Below are 16617 nucleotides of genomic sequence, written 5' to 3' on the forward strand. Positions count from 1 at the left end.
TCTCTTTATTTCTTCACTATTTTTCATTGTCTCATTCCTGTGCTCTCGATTGAAACCTTCACGTTAACGTTCCCAAGTTTGATCGAATTGCATGGCTTGATGTTTTGTCGATAACAACCAAGTTTTATATTGTAAATGTCGACTCCTTGCTTGTTTGCTGCATCGAACGTCTCGCGGATCTCATTTTGGATGGCTGTTTCAGCTTTGCTAGCGATTTCTGCAATCGTCAAGTTTTCTTTTTGAACACGAATGAATCCTTTTATTTTGATTGTATAGTCCGCGATAATGAAATCGCCTTCGCGGCGGAATTTTTGTTCTATTTTCGGCTCTCTTAACGATAAGATGGTCGTATTTTCTTTGCTATCTCCCATGACAAGATTTGCATTTTTTGCATGTGGATCGAGCCAGCGCATCCCTTTTATTTGCGACTCGGTAAATGATTTGGGGTCCTTTCCTTGCGTGATTGCGACGCCGCCTTTCAAAACCGTTACTTTCTCCTTCTCTCCACCTTTTGTCCACATTTCGCTTATTCCGATTTTCGGAATTACGACCGTTTCCCAGTTCTCACCTAGGGAGCGGAATACGTGCTGTAATCTTTTTGGTGCGAGAAGCGATTGCATGTTATACGTTAATTTTGGCTGATACGTCAGTGTTGCCATAGAAGAGCTGCCGGTAATGGGCTTTGTGTTCAGCACCTTCTCCAGCGGTTCGTCTGTGATATAGACCCACGCAGTGTACCGCGCTTCTCTTGAATGAAAATAATCGTCTTTTAATGTGCGCAACCCTTGACTTAGCGCATTGTCCGTTAGAATAATTGCCTTATTTTGCGACCACACCAATTTGACTTGGCTTATTTTTTCAATTTCATCCATTGCCATCGCCAACGAAGGCGCTGTTGCTTTACCGATGACAATCGGATTTGGAGGTGGAGAGTTGCCTTTTTGTTTCGCCATTGCGGACGGTTCGTTGATTTGCACGTTAACGATGTATGCGCCATTTTGATAATCAATTCCGAGCTCATTCACAAAAAGATAGTACTGCACATCTTTTACATCCCAACAGCCCGCAAGCAACATTGTACCAAGCAAGCAGAAGGTTACAGCTGCGATTTTCACGTGGAATCCTCCGGTCGTTTAGTCTCATCTTCTGTGTGTAAATTTTTCGGTCGCGTGGGATTGTTTACCGTAAACGGTTTAAAGACGCCTTTGAAAAAGTCGGACTTAATGGGCGGAGAAATAGGCGACAAGTAGGGCACACCAAACGATTGTTTGCTACCTAGAAGCGCGACGATCAAACAAAAAGACATAAAAAAACCAAACATCCCTAAAAGGGATGACAAGATAAACACAAACATCCGAATGATGGGTACGACAGAACTGATTGTTGTGTTGATGAGTGTATAGCCGGCTATGACAGAAACCGCCGTTGCAAGCATGACGGTTGGCGAGGTTAGTCCGGCTTCGATCGTAGCGGTACTCAAAATGAGCCCTCCGACAACCGTGACGGTCGGTCCAACCGTTTTGGGCAGTTTGATCCCCGCTTCTTTAAATAGTTCAAACAAAATTAACGCTAAGAATCCTTCTAGAGGTAAACTGAGCGGTAGTCCCATGCGATTAGCCGTTAAAGTCGCAAGCAGCGGCATCGGAATTTGCTCAAAATGATACGTCGTAATCGCAATTAAAAATCCTGGTAAAAAAATAGACAAAACCCCTCCGCAAATGCGTAATGCGCGCTGCATGTTCACAATGGGTGCAGTGAAATAGGCATCTTCCGGTGATCTGATTAGTGAGATGAGCGTTGTGGGGGCGATTATACCAATGGATGAACCGTCGATAAGCACAAAAAAACGACCTGCATTCAAACATTCTGCGGCATAATCAGGCCGCCCTGTTGTATCAACAAGCGGTGCAAGTGGGCGGGTTTTGTCGGATATCGCCGCTTCAATGGACGTATTACCGATAACAACGTCAAGTTCAATCTTCGACAATCGATGCCGCGCTTCTTCAACGAGCTCGGTATTTGCCACATCTTCGATATAAAGGAGCGCCACTTTGGTTTGGCTTCGTTTACCAAGCTTAAACATTTCGCATTTAAATGTACTTGTCCGGATGCGTTTGCGAATGAGCGCGATATTGGTTTCGATGCTCTCGGTAAATCCGTCGCGTGCGCCCTTAATTGTCGTTTCCGTTATGGCGTCTTCCGGCTTACGCTGCGGCAACTTAGATGTGATAAAGCTTTTAATCACGTCTTGTTTTGAATCAACGACAATCAGTTCGCCATTAAAAATGGCTGTTTCAATTTCCATGATGTCTTTAACGGATTTCGATGGCAGTCGTTCGAGAGTATTGCTTATGATGAGTTCGTATATACGCTCAATGTTTGCCAGTCCACTGACATAGAGGATGATCATGCCTGGGCTTGTTTCTAAAATTTGAACGTCCGCACAGTTTGCAAAATATTCTTGTAGATATTGTCTGTCCACCTAACTTAACTCCTTCTTTTTGATTTGGCACAGGATGAACAAAAAGATCGTAAAGGCCATGTTGAGCACCAAAGCACTCAGATACATTAGCGCCGATGTTTTTTCCGAGTTAATGTTAAATCGCCCGATGCAAGACGAGAAATAGATCAGTAACGCCAAATAAGGCAGCGCTTTTTGCCCCCATAACTTTTGAAAAATATACAGCGCTAGTGATAGGCGGATAAAGATGCCGGCAAGCCATTGGTAAATTGATAAAAAATCCGTTTGTGCAATCACGTTCCCAACCGATGCGATACGCCACTGTTCAAATGCCGGAAAAGACATGCTCGCAGCTTCTGCAGGTCCAAATGTAGCGATGGCACCAACAAGCGGTCCGATCGTGAGTTCAATTAATATAAGCAAGCTTATCGCATAATGGCGTTTTTTTAATTTTCCTTTCAGGTCATCGCTAACAAATACGATAAAAATCATCCCGCTAATACCCGCTGCCGTGAAGAGTGCTGCCATACAAATGTCAGAGAATGAATGTGTCCCGATCGGTAATAAATAGTGGTAGTCTTTGACTTGAAAGTTGACGGTCATCACATAAAATCCGAAGAGGATAATGAAGGGAAGCAAAATGCCGTTCGTGATGGCAATTGTAACAATGCCTTTTTTCGCAGTAATGTATGCACATCCGACTAAAAAGGCGCTGGTAAACCAAATGGGTGTTTGTGGTAAATAGGCTGTTTTGGTCCACTGCAACGTGTCTTGCACATCAAATGAGGTCATAACGAGATAGTATACCGTATAGAAGAGCGCGGCACCGATGGCGATGGCGGTATTTGTTTTTTTCTTAATCCAGGGAACAAGAGAATCGTTGATTTTATCCATGATAAACCAGAGCAGTCCACACCAAAGGAGCATAAGTGGAAATGCAAGCAAAGCTCCGATCCATGCATCGCGCCCAGCAGCATCGAGTAGTATCGGCATGATAAGGACGTGATTGGATACACCGATGACCGTGATCCAAAGTGACGCGCTTTGCAACGGCGTTATCGTTGTTAATGGTCGGAACGTCACGAGAACACTACACCACCTTTATAGAATATGGATAGTATAGGTATTTATTAGAAATTTTACTCAAAACACCCAGAAGGTAGTTTTAACAAGTCAAAAATTTATCAGGATCAAAAGAAAACAGTCGGCTGAATACAGCCGACCGTTTTTCACGCTTATTTATTTGCTTCGTTTAAGGTACTAAGCGAATCGTTAAGTGCAGATTTGCACTTGCTAGCATCAGGGCTTCCTGAACGAGCTGCAGCTAATACCACATCAATCGTTCCATCAATTTGTACCCATGTTTTGCTATCTATTTTCCTAAGCTTAGGCTCAGCTGTGTCCCATTGATGTTCCAAATTGTCTGCGCCTTTTTTGGCCGAAGCAAAGTCATTTGAGTTTACATCGTTTAGCATATCACTTTCGATTTTAACGAAGTCTGTTAATTGTCCAGCTAATTTATTTTGTGAAGAATCGGTTTGCGATTTTCCAACGGATGTATTAGTTTGTGAAGAATCGGTTTGCGATGCTGATTTATTTGCTCCGTTAAAGGTACTAAGTGAATCGTTAAGTGCAGATTTGCATTGGCTAGCATCAGGGTTTCCTGAACGAACAGCTGCTAATACCACGTCAATCGTTCCATCAATTTGTACCCATGTGTTGCTATCAATTTTCCGAAGCTTAGGCTCAGCGGTATCCCATTGATGTTCCAAATTGTCAGCGCCTTTTTTGGCCGAAGCAAAGTCATTTGCGTTTACATTGTTTAGCATATCACTTTCAATTTTAATGAAATCAGTTAATTGTCCTGCTAATGTAGCTTGTGTAGAATCGGTTTGCGATGCAATATTATTGCTTAACCCAACATAACCGCCTATACCAACAACTAAGAAAATACACAGTACCACAATGGTTTGCACCAAAACATTTTTCTTGCTTCCAGTTGCTTGGTTTGTTTCTGCTGGTTCATTTTTTGCGGTTGTATCAAATTCTGTAGCAGCAAGAAATACGATGATCGCTAGAATAGCTGTAAGGAAAATGACACTCGTAACGGTTGTCCCCAAACCTAACCCACCATTATTTGTTGGTTGAGATAGGTAATCTCCTAATGATGCTCCGAGTGGACGAGTGAGAATATAAGCAATCCAAAACGCTAATATCCCATCGAGTTTCAGGAATTTCCATGCCAAGAATACACAAGCAATTATAATAATGACTGTTGTTCCTGTGAGAAGATAACCAAGACCGAGTTGTTCGGAGAATAAATCGCCGACTGCTGTTCCAAGTGCAAATGTGAAAAGAATGGTAAGCCAATAGAAAACTTCTCTTTTTCTTGTATAAATCGAGTGGATCGAGAGTGTTTTTTCACTAAGATACCAAAAAAGAAAAGTTAATCCTAGCAGTACAGAGAAAACGATTGTACTCGTCTCAAGAGGTATTCCGATATTGTCTGTCAGATTATCCGTTACCAACGTCCCAAATACGCTAATAAGCACAACCGTTAGCCAATAAATGCTTGGAACATATTTCGTTGCTCTGAATTGAAAGAACAATACAATGAAAAACGCTACTCCCATGATGATTGTCGTGAGCGATAATCCAAATCCGAGACTGAAATTTATGAAGTCAGCAAATGTTTCACCGACCGTTGTGCATAAAATCTTAATAATCCAAAAGAAAATAGTAACCTCAGGTACCTTGCTAAGTATAATTTTTAATTTATTTTCGTTCACTTCCATACATAACTTCCTTCCTTTGTAGTGGTTTCCCACAACTTTTTTTAATTATTCCCAAATCAATAAAAAATATCTGTTTTTAAAACACGTTAAGTGAGAGTAAATCAACATTAATATAGTAAGATTAAAATATAATGAGAAGGATACTGCATAAACTGGAATGTAAGGGCAACTGTCTTAGGCAGTTGTCTATTTCTCATGAAAATTCACGTTTGATGCTTTTTGTTGATTTAATAAGATTTTAATAATTGGTTCACAAGATTTTCAGTTTTAGTGCCTATGATTGATCTTGTAAGTCAAAAATCTTATTTTGCAGGAGGTAGAACATGAAGAAGAAATGGTTAATGCTAGGCGGCACGCTAGGGATTAGTAGCGTCATGATGATTACAACAGGAGTAAGTGCATTTGCAAGTACATCGGGGTATGACGCGTATAAATCTGCTCTGAAGAACACAAGAACGATTCAGAATGTAGCAGTGCAAGCATCCGCTTCTTTGCAGGATAATGGCAATGTTCTTGCAAGCGCGGCAGGTAACTTCAAGATCAGCCTAGACAAACAGACAGCGAGCGGTAGTGCAGATGTAAAGGCTAATGGTGCAACACAATCGGTTAACTTCTATAGACAGAAAGATCAGACCGTACTTAAATCAAGTGCAAATGACACGTATTATGTCCAACAAGAACGTGAGAAAGGAAAAAACAAGAACGAAGCAAAAGAAACGCTAGATCCGCAAATTTCGCAACAAGTTGAGACAGTTATTGATGCGCTAGTAGGGAACTTGAAGGATTATGTCGCTGTAGATGCGAAGACAGATGGTTCCAAGGAGATTACGGCTCAACTTGATAATTCACAGCTACCAACGGTTGTGAACGCGATCGCACCGATTGTGATTAAACAGGCTTCCAATCATGAGCGAGATGGGGAGAAGAAAGACAACAACGATGCGAAACAACTTCCATTTAATCGCGATCTACTTCAAGGTTCAACACCTCAATTGACGCAAGATATTAAGATTGAGAAGGTTTCCTTTAAAGCGAATATTAACGATGCTAACTATATTGAGCATCAAGAAGCTGACATCACGGTGTCCGGTAAAGATGCTAGCGGCACAGCGCATCAAGTGACTGTACACCTGCAGGCGAACCTTTCGGGTTATAACACAACAACACCAGATACGATTGATCTTTCTGGTAAAAAGGTTCAACAAATGGATAACCGTCATCATGGTAAATTTCACGATGACAATGAATAAATAAAGTAACGATATTGGATCAGCAGCAGGTAGGCTTCTACTCAGTGCCTATCTGCTGCATCACTATATGAAGGAGGAGTCATCCAGATGGAACCGATATTAGAGACGCATCAACTTACGAAAGTGTATCGTAACAGTAGAGGGATTCGAGATATCAGTCTGCAGCTGCATGCCGGTGATGTGTATGGATTACTTGGGCCGAATGGGGCAGGCAAGACAACATTCTTGAAGCTCATTACAGGATTGATCCGTGCGGATCAAGGGAAGATTACACTCTTTAATGGAGACCTAATCGATCAATTTGAAGAGGGTATGCAGCATGTTGGCTGTATGATTGAATCAGCAGATTTTCATGATTTTATAACAGCATCGCAATATTTAAAGTTGGTTGGTCGATTCTATCCGAATATTACGGATCAACGAATTACGGAGGTGTTAGAGATTGTAGGCTTGATCCAAGTTCGCAAAGATAAAATCAAAAATTATTCGACCGGCATGAAGCAGAAATTAGCGCTTGCTGCGGCTATATTGCCGAATCCGAAATTTGTTATTTTGGATGAACCTACGAATGGTCTGGACATTGAAGGCACGGTCATGTTTCGTCGGCTTATTAAACAGTTGTCTGAAGAGCATGGAACGACATTCCTTATCTCTAGTCATATGATCCATGAACTGGAGCAACTATGTAACCGAGTGGGGATCATCGTGGAGGGGCAATTGATTCAGGAAGGGTATGTATCTCACTTGCTTGCGAGTGGGCAATCGCTGGAACAATTCTATATTCATGAATTAGAATGCAGGAAAGGGGGGAAGGAAAGTGCATAAATGGAGAGCAGGATTTATCAATGAGCTATGGTTGCTCTTATACCGTAAGAAAATGATAGCATTCTTCGCATTCTCAGTCATTCTTCCGATTCTGCTAGCCGTGTCGCTTCACGCATTACAGCCTATATTGGGACTTGTAGCGGTTAGCCAATCCTTTCCGATTCAGATGTTAAGTATTTATACGGTGGTATGGATTCCCCTCTTCATCTTAACCATGACGGCCGATCTATTCCCAAGTGAAGTGGCTACACGAACCTTGAAGCTTGCTTTCCTACGGCCTAATACGAGATTTCAAGTGTTCTGTGCGAAGGTTGCAGCACTCGCTGTGGGGATTGGTGCGTTACTAGTATTACTAGGCGTGGTTACGTTGATTTGTAATGTATTTGCAGGTACTGCTCTTAGTTTCACAGAGGGAATGGGCGTATTTAAGGCCTATGTTGCTGCTTTCGTTGCGATGGTCGCGCTATCTGCAGTCTTTGTTTTTGTATCTCAATTTTTCAAAAGTGCGAGTGGGTTTATGGTGTCAGCTATTGTACTCTATGTGGCACTTAAAATTTCACCATTTCTATTGAGTGCCATGTCTACATTCTCACCTGCTTCCTATACCGACTGGCATATGCTATGGATCAGCCATACCGTCGCTGTAAGTAAGTTATGGTCTACTTCACTTTATTTGTTATCCAGCTGTGTGTTGTTTTTTACACTAGGTTACTATATATTTGATCGAAAAGAAGTGTAAACGGGGAATCTACCGATGTCGATTCGTATTAAGTTATTGCTCTCGTATGCAGCCATGCTAATTATTCCATTGGTTATCACATTCTTCACAGCTATACTCTTGACTGTCGTATTTCGTGGTGATCTTCAGACCATCCGTGAGCAATATGGAGCAGGTGCCCATCGCATGTTCGAAGATCAACATGTGGAAGGCATATTGAAGGAGATGAAACGATCGGTTGAGAAGAATCCTTCCATTCTGTTCGACTCGAGTTACTTGTCTGATCTGGATCAAGAGCTGCTACGGACTAAATCCAATTTGATTGTACGTAAAGATCAACGCATTATCTATTCATCACCTTCATTACAACAGACGGATATTCTAGAGCATTTGCCGGCATATGAAGGATCAGGACATGTGGAAAGAGATGAAGTAGAACATATTGGCAAGGAGCTCATTTCGTTCGGACATTTTGACTTTAGATTCGCTGACCAAATACCCGGTAGTGTCATCGTTGTGACCAACGTGAATCCCGTCGTTAATTTCGCGCAGAAATTTTTCCCAATCCTCTTTATCACCAGTATTATTATTCTGATTCTGACGAATACCTTATTGACGTATTTCGTATCTAGAAGTATCATTCGACCTCTTCAGAAGCTGAAGAATGCTATGAAACGTATTGAAGCAGGCGATTTGGAATTTCAAGTTGAACCGACGAGCAGGGATGAGATCGGGGAGCTCAGTGTCGCATTTGAACAAATGCGAAATCAGCTGCAGCTTTCAATTCATACGCAAATCCAATATGAAGAGAATCGGAAAGAGCTCATCTCGAACATTTCCCATGATCTTCGAACCCCTTTAACTGCAATCAGAGGGTATATTGATGGTCTGGGAGACGGAATTGCAGATACACCGATGAAAAGACAGAAATATATCGATATCATATCTTCCAAAGCAGAAGAGATGGACCACTTGATCGATGAACTATTCTTATATTCAAAACTGGATTTGAACCGATTGCCATTTCAATTTGAAATCGTTGATTTTCACGCATTTTTATTAGATTTATCGGAAGAACTCGAATTTGATCTCGGCAAACAAGGTGTCCATTATTCATCGAATATTACATTAGCACCGGAGACGTATGTGTTGATCGATCGAGACAAACTTAAGCGGGTATTCGCGAATATTATTGATAATGGATTAAAATATATGGACAAACCGGAGAAGACGATTCATTTACAGGCTTATCTGACAAAAGACGACGTTGTTATTCAGATGACGGATAATGGGCAGGGAATAGAACCGGACGCACTGCCGCATGTATTCGAACGGTTTTACCGTGCGGATCTGTCTCGGAATAGTAACTCGGGGGGAAGCGGGCTCGGCCTCGCGATTACCAAACAAATTATGGATGGTCATGATGGCACGATTCAAGCAAATAGTACGGTTGGTGAGAGTACGTGTATTACATTGACCTTACCACGCCGAAATCAAAAAGTTGGTGACCAACAATGAAACAAATTCTAATTGTAGAAGACGAGAAAATCATTGCGGAGCTGGAAAGAGATTATTTAGAGGCGAATGGTTTTACCGTAGATATCGCGACGGATGGTGAGTCGGGGTTAAAGCTAGGGATGAGCGGGGAGTACGATTTAATTATTTTGGATTTGATGCTTCCAAGAATCAATGGTTTTGATGTCTGTAGACAAATACGCGAGAAGCATAATGTACCTATTCTAATGGTTACTGCGAAGAAAGAAGATATCGATGTGATACGTGGTTTAGGTCTTGGAGCAGATGACTATATTACCAAGCCATTCAAACCGGGTGAATTGGTTGCACGTGTGAAAGCTCATTTAGCTAGGTACGAGCGACTGATTGGCAGTAAGGAAAAAAAAGAAGAGATCCGGATTCACGGCCTTTTGATTGATTATGGGTCACGAAGAGTTTTCGTTCATGATCAAGAGGTGATCCTCACGACGAAGGAGTTCGATTTACTATATTTTCTAGCCGTAAATCCCAACCGTGTATTCAGCAAGGATCAATTGTTCGAGAAATTATGGGGAATGGATGCGCTAGGTGATTCACAGACAGTAACTGTCCATATCAGGAAACTAAGAGAGAAGATTGAGATAGATGCATCTAAATCCCAATACATCGAGACATTATGGGGCGCAGGGTATCGATTTCGATTATAAGGAGAATCAGGCGAGAAGAGTTAGGCACGGCTGCACAAAGCAGCGTAAGCGTGTGCTTAACTTTTCTCGCCATTTACATGTTGGATACTTTGTTTATTTTCCTCTAAAGGCTCCTGGCGTCATGCCTTCTCGGGAACGGAACCTATTGGTAAAATGACTGACATCCGAGAAACCGCAGTATTCAGCTATTTTGGCGATCGAATAAGTAGTTGAGGATAACAGTTCCTTCGAGTGATCCAGTCTGAGATTGATTAAAAACTGATGCGGGGGACCTCCGAAACGCTCACGAAAAACGGTTCTAAATCGAGAAGGGGAAAGGTTTGTGCGCTTAGCCAAGTCTTGTATACACAGTGTTTCGGCAAGATGAACCGAAAAATAAGACGGAATCCAATCCAGATCATGAGGATGGCTCGAACCGAGGTTGGCAGGATTAGAGTGGTCTTGAATGATGAGATGGAGCAGCTGGGCGGCAATTGCTTGTGTCTTTAGCTTAGATAAAGGATTTGGTTCAAGCCAGCTTCCTATCATTTCCATGAGCAAATTGCGATAAAGATATGGTTTGCTGGGCTCTAGCAGAACAGGGATGGATAAACCTTCGAAGTCATTAAGTCTAGGCTGCATGAGATGCTGAAATGCATGTACATCGATCTGTCCAGGTTTCGTTGGAAAGCTTTTGTCTCTGTCAGCATGGAAGAAAAAGTCCATATGAGCAAATGGTGTTTCATTATCAGAAACGGCTTTCAAATCATGCACAGTACCGGGTTGAAGCAGACAGAATTGTCCTTCTTGAAGCTGATATGTTGTTCCATCGGCGACGACCGTTAGTTCTCCTTTTTGTATATAGATAAACAAATAATCAAGAAGTTTCCGGAAAGGAGAATAATAGGCGTTACGTACCGCGAAATCGCTCTCTCTTATGTAAGGGACAATGGGATGGGTACAAGAAAATGAAAACAGATTCATGATATTCACCTATATGAGGTAGTTTAAAAAGTCATCATTTGATCACGAAGTCATTCAAGAAGCATAACCGACATCGAATCTTGCGTTCACCTTCGAAGTCCGGTACTCATTTAGGTTTCGCCTAAACTCCGTTCCTCCTTCTTCAGGTTCTCGCAACCTTCTCGGTGCTGAAATGCCGACTTTTTGAACACTCACTATAAATTTAGTCGTTTTATACAAGTAACGCGATTATGGCATACAAAGACCAAACTGTCAAAATCTCTTACAATTTAGCTATGTAATGCATGATGGATTGTAAAAGGAGAGAGCGGAATGAGCATATTAAACAACCTGCCTAATTTGGACGAAGCGTATCATCTACCAGAAGAGCAAATCCTTCATTATCAGCGCGATGGGCATACAATTGTAAGAGGACTGGCGAAACACGATGAAGTGTCCATCTATCGCGAGATCATCAGTGAGATGGTACAAGAACATAACTACCATACAAAACCGGTGCATGAAAGGGACACGTATGGCAAAGCCTTTATTCAGATCGAAAACTTATGGACAATGAGCGATTCCGTTAAAAAATTTGTTATGGCGCGCCGTTTTGCAAAAGTAGCCGCTGATCTGATGGGAGTACCGTCAGTAAGAATTTATCATGATCAAGCATTATTCAAAGAGCCTGGGGGCGGACATACGCCATGGCATCAGGATCAAGTTTATTGGCCATTGGATACCGACAAAACAATAACCTTATGGATGCCTCTTGTCCCCGTTTCGGAGGAAGTCGGATCTATGACCTTTGCTTCCGCTTCCCATCTCAATGGCTATATCACGAAGCAGGGGATTTCTGATGAGTCACATCGCACTTTGAAGGACTACATTGAGGGTAAAGGGTTAGAACAAGTAAGATACGGCGCTATGGCAGCTGGAGACGCTACTTTTCATGCTGGTTGGACCCTCCACAGCGCTCCCGGTAACCCAACGGATCGCATGCGCGAAGTGATGACTATCATCTATATTGCGGATGGACTTCCTATTGCTGAACCGGATAGCAATTCACGAAGAAGTGACTTAGCAAGGTGGTTTCCAGGACTTAAACCGGGTGATGTCGCCGCAAGTCCGATTAATCCTATTGTCTATCCGTAGTACGCTATATTTGTGTTGTACGGCTCCCAGAATGGGCATGTATGCAAGAGATGTCTATGGGGAGCCGGAAGAACACGTTTTTTTCAAAAGTTTACATATGAGGATCAAGAAAACTTATTAATAAAGCAGGTATTTCTGCCGAAGATCTTCCCGATGGAGAACATTGGAATCCTCGCGGATATAATGACATACATAAGATCGGCGCCAGCGTTCTTTGCTCCTGTTCTTGTTCGAAGAGTGTATCAGCAATTCACTGAAGAAGAGAATATCACCTTTCTCCATGATCACTGGAATTTGTTGGCTCGTATCTATACCCTCAGTCTCCTCCGTCCACGATTCATGCTCCTCCAAGTTTTTGACGGCGCCGTGCGGCAGTAAGCCAAGCTTGTGGGTGCCTGGAATGACCCATAAACATCCGTTCTCTTCGTCAACCAAATCCTCCATTGCGGTCCATGCGGCAATCATTGTCATCGGGTCGTTCTTAATGTAGTAATAATCCTGATGCGATGCCTGTCCGGAAGCTCCTGGTTCTTTATAGAAATACATGCTTTGAACGCATACGGCCTCTTTGCCCATCAATTGGGCCAGACCGCCGCGAATTACTGGAAGCTTCATCAATTGACGAGAGAAACTATCATGCTTGTGGGGATTGAACAGCCGCACAGCATATTTCTTGCTTTCTTCGCAAGCCGCCCATTCCGGCATTGGAGTCTGGTTGCGAATATCATAGATGTGTCCATTAAAGGCATCTGCTAAATCACTGGAACATCCTCCCTTGAGTAATATATATCCATTTTCTCTGAAAAAATCGATTTGTTCCTCATTGAACGGCTTTAATAGCGGAGGTGTTATTATACTCATATCGAATTCTCCTTTTCTTCGTGAGCATTGTTTTGCTATTCAGCTTACCTTGTAATCTTACGTACAACAATGCCTCAAATTTGCAATATTGTATCTGAAATTGATATGTTTATGAAAAGAGAATATAGTGGAGATGAATGGAGGTTTGTAAGCATGATGCCGGTATCTTTGTCACTTCCGTTCGATTCTTTACGAAATGCGTATGCTGGATCCATTGTATATCCGCCCGGCGGTCGCTATGGGCCCCGAATTCAGCAGGATCTTCAGCTTGTTCTGTTATACACAGGAGAGATGACTGTCACTATCGACGGACGTTCCCTACATGTACTACCTGGTCATGTCGTTCTTTTGAAGCCGGGTCACGAGGAATTGTTTACGTTCTCGAAAACCGAAGAAACCTGGCACCGTTGGATCTCTGTGCATGTCTCATCGCTATCGGAAGAGATGAGGAATACGCTGCATCAGCTCCCAGAACTGCTTCCGCTCACGGAAGAGATGAACAAGCTGACCGATCTTATGCTCAGTATGCTGCGGCATGTGCCCCCCAATGATGCAACGATCCTCAGTCTAGGACTCGCAGCGTTACACCTTTATCCGACTGAAACGAGACGACTCCTTTTGCAGCGGGAGAAACATCCAGCCCTTTATACTGCGCTAGCATGGATCAATGAGCATTATTCAGACGAAATTACGCTACATGATTTGGCCGGTCAAGCTGGTGTTTCGTCGGAGCATTTGATTCGGTTGTTTAAACAGCATGAACATACGACTCCAATGCAATACTTATGGGCCTATCGAGCGAACCGGGCAGTGGAGCTGCTCACGAATACCGGATTAACCGTCTCCGAGATTGCTGAGCGCTGCGGTTTTAAAACATCCAATCATTTTGCCCGATTGATCAAGCAATACAAAGGACGAACCGCTTCAGAAATCCGGCAAGTATCCTGGAGCGGGCTGCCTCAAATGACAAAGCGTGAACCTAACGGTTAAGGAATCCATGAGACGAATAGGATAGTGGGAAAATAAGATGCTATAGCAATTGGCGCGTCGGATCTGCATTGACTATGACATTAATGTCAGGGTGTACAATGTAGATATCGAATGAAAAGGATGGTGAACCAAATGGAACATCAAAGTCATATCGTACTTGGTATATCCGGAAGTCTGCGCAAGCAGTCCTCCAATACTTTGTTGCTCTCGTCCATCGGGGGAATAATGCCAGCCGGTATAGAGTTTCGTACGTATCAAGGGCTTGCGGCTTTACCGCATTTCAGTCCAGACTTAGATGGTGATGAAGCCGAATCGCATGAAGCTGTGCGCGAATGGCGGGAGGAATTACGAGCAGTAGATGCAGTTGTGATCTGTACACCGGAATATGCGCGAGGTGTCCCAGGTTCGCTCAAGAATGCGCTGGACTGGGTCGTATCTTCGGGAGAATTCATAGACATGCCGACGGCGGTTATAAGCGCGTCTCCTCATCCGGATGGCGGTGCAACGGCACAACAATCGCTGATTGCGACTCTAAAGATGATGAGCGCCTCTATCCCGGACGAAGCAACGCTAGCCGTTCCTTTCGTCAGTAAGATGTTCCGGCCGAACGGTAGTGTGGCGGACAATAAGAACATGTCATCAATACACACCTTGGTTCAGGCGCTGACGCAGGCCATTTCGGATAAACAATGACAGGACACATTAAACGAAATAATCCTCAAAAGAAGGAGCAAATAATGAATAAACACGTATCGGGGTTTGAGCAAAATGAAACATCTGCTGATAAGAAGGTTACCTGGCTGGAACTATTTTATGATCTACTTTTTGTAGCGGCAGTTTCTAAAGCAAGTCATGTCTTGTTACATGTCGAAAATGGCTCAATTCCAATAGAGTACTTAACGAAATTCGTCCTAATATTTGTTCCGATCTGGTGGGCTTGGGTAGGGCAATCGCTGTTTGTAAATCGGTATGGACAAGATATCTTATCTCACCGAATATTTCTGATACTACAATTATTTTTTGTATTAATAATGACGGCCAGCCTATCGGTTGATTTTGATCAATACTATGTTTCATTTTTAATAGGCTATGTGGGTCTAAGAGCTATGACGGCCATTCAATATCTTGCGGTACATAAGAAAGAAGAAGCATATAGAAAGAACACTGCCCGCTATTTAGGGAGTCGCTTTTGGATTGGTTTGGTGATATCTTCTTTATCACTATTCTTTGACTCGTGGATTCGTTATGCAGTGTTGTACGCGGGAATTGCTGTAGACATATTGCTCCCAATAATCGGTCGGCAATACTTGGTGAGAAGCCCAATAAATACTCACCATCTATTAGAACGCTTCTCACTGTTTACACTTATTCTTCTTGGCGAATCAGTAATCAGTATACTAGCCGTATTGCAGTCTAGCCACTGGATGTGGCAATCTATTTTATTTGCGTCATTAACTTTTATATTAATTATTGCGATGTGGTGGCAATATTTTGACAACGTCGAGAAGAAAGTCAACAAAACAATTGAGACTGCAGGGCAAACTATTATTTATGGTCATTTATTCATTTTTTTATCGATGTGTATGATCGCAGCTTCGATTCAATTGTTATTTCTGAACCAATTGAATTATTCATTTATGTTATTTTTTATTTTTGGATCTGTATTGCTCTACTTTTTTTCAACCTCGTTGGTTTTTCATAAATTTCGACATATCCATCAAAGATTAGGGATAGCACACTTAGCGTTCTTATTAGGGTTACTAGGAGTCTTTTTTACAGTGGATTTGATATTCCTACTTCCCAATTACATAATCATTGGAGAAGTGATGGTGTTCTTTGTTGTATATGCTAAATTAACGACGTGACCTTAATAGGAAATTATTAAGATTATCGCTATACTAGGTTGAGAGGTGATTATCCATGATAAAAGGGTTGTTCGAAACTCATATCAACGTATCTGATTTAGGAAGGTCATCAGAGTTCTACGAGAATACATTAGGGTTGACATTGGCTTATGAGGACTCAAGACGGGTCCGTTTCTATTGGCTGGGTGAACGTGGAAAGGCAATGCTAGGATTGTGGGAGAAAGAACCTTCCGAGATCATTCGCCAGCACTATGCTTTTGAAACATCAATTGAAAATATGAAATGCATTGTTCCTTGGCTTAAAGAGAGAGGACTTAAAGTCCGCAACTTTTTGGACGATGGTACTGAAAATCCGTTTGTATTCGGTTGGATGCCCGCTGTTTCCATATATTTTTCTGATCCAGACGGACATTCATTAGAGTTTATATCCATGTTGCCTGATGAACCTCAGCCTGAATTGGGCGTAGTCGCATGGCAAGAATGGGAAAAGAGCCACGGAAGAAGCATTAAGATACAGAAGTGATTGAAATGAAGTAATGAGGAATCGAGAACTT

General features: G+C 42.3%; 16 protein-coding genes. 10 read left to right on the plus strand and 6 right to left on the minus strand.

All coding sequences use genetic code 11. The features are described 5' to 3' along the window. Nucleotides 1-23: 23 nt before the first annotated feature. The 4 genes from AC3WU2_RS05180 to AC3WU2_RS05195 all read right to left on the minus strand — a co-directional run bounded on the left by AC3WU2_RS05180 (nucleotide 24) and on the right by AC3WU2_RS05195 (nucleotide 5256). Entirely contained in the window at nucleotides 24-1115 is a 1092-nt protein-coding gene (locus AC3WU2_RS05180) for a Ger(x)C family spore germination protein (RefSeq protein WP_492451885.1), read from the minus strand. After that, a complete protein-coding gene (locus AC3WU2_RS05185; RefSeq protein WP_492451887.1) occupies nucleotides 1112-2482 on the minus strand; it encodes a spore germination protein in 1371 nt (456 codons plus the stop codon). Before AC3WU2_RS05185 ends, AC3WU2_RS05180 begins: the two co-directional genes overlap by 4 nt. Beyond that, nucleotides 2483-3544 (minus strand): GerAB/ArcD/ProY family transporter, encoded by a 1062-nt coding sequence (locus AC3WU2_RS05190; RefSeq protein WP_492451889.1) that lies wholly within the window; start codon nucleotides 3542-3544, stop codon nucleotides 2483-2485. 152 nt (nucleotides 3545-3696) lie between these two features. Beyond that, nucleotides 3697-5256, minus strand: a complete 1560-nt coding sequence (locus AC3WU2_RS05195; RefSeq protein ID WP_492451891.1) for a COG4705 family protein — start codon at nucleotides 5254-5256, stop codon at nucleotides 3697-3699. Between the two features lie 323 nt (nucleotides 5257-5579). Here AC3WU2_RS05195 and AC3WU2_RS05200 point away from each other — a divergent pair, with 323 nt between their 5' ends. The 5 genes from AC3WU2_RS05200 (at nucleotide 5580) to AC3WU2_RS05220 (ending at nucleotide 10250) form a co-directional block, all read left to right on the plus strand. Further along, a complete protein-coding gene (locus AC3WU2_RS05200) occupies nucleotides 5580-6506 on the plus strand; it encodes a hypothetical protein (protein ID WP_492451893.1) in 927 nt (308 codons plus the stop codon). Between the two features lie 87 nt (nucleotides 6507-6593). Then, nucleotides 6594-7331, plus strand: coding sequence for an ABC transporter ATP-binding protein (locus AC3WU2_RS05205; protein ID WP_492451895.1), 738 nt, complete (start codon nucleotides 6594-6596; stop codon nucleotides 7329-7331). Next, nucleotides 7324-8070 carry a DUF2705 family protein gene (locus tag AC3WU2_RS05210; RefSeq protein ID WP_492451897.1) on the plus strand — a complete coding sequence of 249 codons (747 nt, stop codon included), beginning with the start codon at nucleotides 7324-7326 and terminating at the stop codon, nucleotides 8068-8070. Before AC3WU2_RS05205 ends, AC3WU2_RS05210 begins: the two co-directional genes overlap by 8 nt. 15 nt (nucleotides 8071-8085) lie before the next feature. Further along, nucleotides 8086-9567: a sensor histidine kinase gene (locus AC3WU2_RS05215; protein WP_492451899.1), complete on the plus strand. Its 1482-nt coding sequence runs from the start codon at nucleotides 8086-8088 to the stop codon at nucleotides 9565-9567. After that, the gene (locus tag AC3WU2_RS05220; protein ID WP_018758974.1) at nucleotides 9564-10250 is read left to right on the plus strand and encodes a response regulator transcription factor; all 687 of its coding nucleotides are present in this window, start codon (nucleotides 9564-9566) and stop codon (nucleotides 10248-10250) included. Before AC3WU2_RS05215 ends, AC3WU2_RS05220 begins: the two co-directional genes overlap by 4 nt. 93 nt (nucleotides 10251-10343) lie before the next feature. Here AC3WU2_RS05220 and AC3WU2_RS05225 read toward each other — a convergent pair whose 3' ends face one another. Continuing rightward, nucleotides 10344-11213 (minus strand): AraC family transcriptional regulator, encoded by an 870-nt coding sequence (locus AC3WU2_RS05225; protein ID WP_492451902.1) that lies wholly within the window; start codon nucleotides 11211-11213, stop codon nucleotides 10344-10346. 312 nt (nucleotides 11214-11525) lie between these two features. Here AC3WU2_RS05225 and AC3WU2_RS05230 point away from each other — a divergent pair, with 312 nt between their 5' ends. Next, nucleotides 11526-12347, plus strand: a complete 822-nt coding sequence (locus AC3WU2_RS05230; RefSeq protein ID WP_492451904.1) for a phytanoyl-CoA dioxygenase family protein — start codon at nucleotides 11526-11528, stop codon at nucleotides 12345-12347. A 117-nt stretch (nucleotides 12348-12464) separates the two neighbouring features. Here AC3WU2_RS05230 and AC3WU2_RS05235 read toward each other — a convergent pair whose 3' ends face one another. Next, a complete protein-coding gene (locus tag AC3WU2_RS05235) occupies nucleotides 12465-13208 on the minus strand; it encodes a phytanoyl-CoA dioxygenase family protein (RefSeq protein ID WP_492451906.1) in 744 nt (247 codons plus the stop codon). A 153-nt stretch (nucleotides 13209-13361) separates the two neighbouring features. Between AC3WU2_RS05235 and AC3WU2_RS05240 the strand changes: the two genes are divergently transcribed. The 4 genes from AC3WU2_RS05240 (at nucleotide 13362) to AC3WU2_RS05255 (ending at nucleotide 16586) form a co-directional block, all read left to right on the plus strand. Next, entirely contained in the window at nucleotides 13362-14198 is an 837-nt protein-coding gene (locus AC3WU2_RS05240) for a helix-turn-helix transcriptional regulator (protein WP_492451908.1), read from the plus strand. 132 nt (nucleotides 14199-14330) lie between these two features. Further along, nucleotides 14331-14891: an NADPH-dependent FMN reductase gene (locus AC3WU2_RS05245; RefSeq protein WP_492451910.1), complete on the plus strand. Its 561-nt coding sequence runs from the start codon at nucleotides 14331-14333 to the stop codon at nucleotides 14889-14891. A 44-nt stretch (nucleotides 14892-14935) separates the two neighbouring features. After that, nucleotides 14936-16063, plus strand: a complete 1128-nt coding sequence (locus AC3WU2_RS05250; RefSeq protein ID WP_492451912.1) for a low temperature requirement protein A — start codon at nucleotides 14936-14938, stop codon at nucleotides 16061-16063. Between the two features lie 55 nt (nucleotides 16064-16118). Beyond that, complete coding sequence (locus AC3WU2_RS05255; protein ID WP_492451914.1) at nucleotides 16119-16586, plus strand: VOC family protein; 468 nt, start codon at nucleotides 16119-16121, stop codon at nucleotides 16584-16586. Nucleotides 16587-16617: the final 31 nt, after the last annotated feature.

It is taken from the genome of Paenibacillus sp. EB106-05-06-XG162, assembly GCF_058791655.1.